Annotated in this window: 1 pseudogene; it reads left to right on the top strand. The window is 66.8% G+C overall.

From position 1 onward, the window contains the following. Window positions 1-371: pseudogene (locus AC5P1C_RS43980) on the top strand (2-oxoacid:acceptor oxidoreductase subunit alpha); the annotation flags it as partial.

Below are 371 nucleotides of genomic sequence, written 5' to 3'. Positions count from 1 at the left end.
GATCTGCCGTTGTATCTGGGTTCGTATCCGATCACTCCGGCCTCCGACATCCTGCACGAGCTGTCGAAGCACAAGAATTTCGGTGTGCGCACCTTCCAGGCGGAGGATGAGATCGCGGGGATCGGGGCGGCGCTGGGGGCGGCGTTCGGTGGCTCGCTGGCGGTGACGACGACCTCGGGGCCCGGTGTGGCGCTGAAGTCGGAGACGATCGGCCTCGCGGTGTCGCTGGAGCTGCCGCTGCTGGTGGTGGACATTCAGCGTGGTGGTCCGTCGACGGGGTTGCCGACCAAGACTGAGCAGGCCGATCTGCTGCAGGCGATGTTCGGGCGTAATGGTGAGGCGCCGGTGCCGATCGTGGCGCCGAAGACGCC

This window comes from Streptomyces sp. A18, assembly GCF_059026065.1.
The sequence above is the reverse complement of the archived record's forward strand: the minus strand, read 5'-3'. Positions and strand labels throughout refer to the sequence as shown.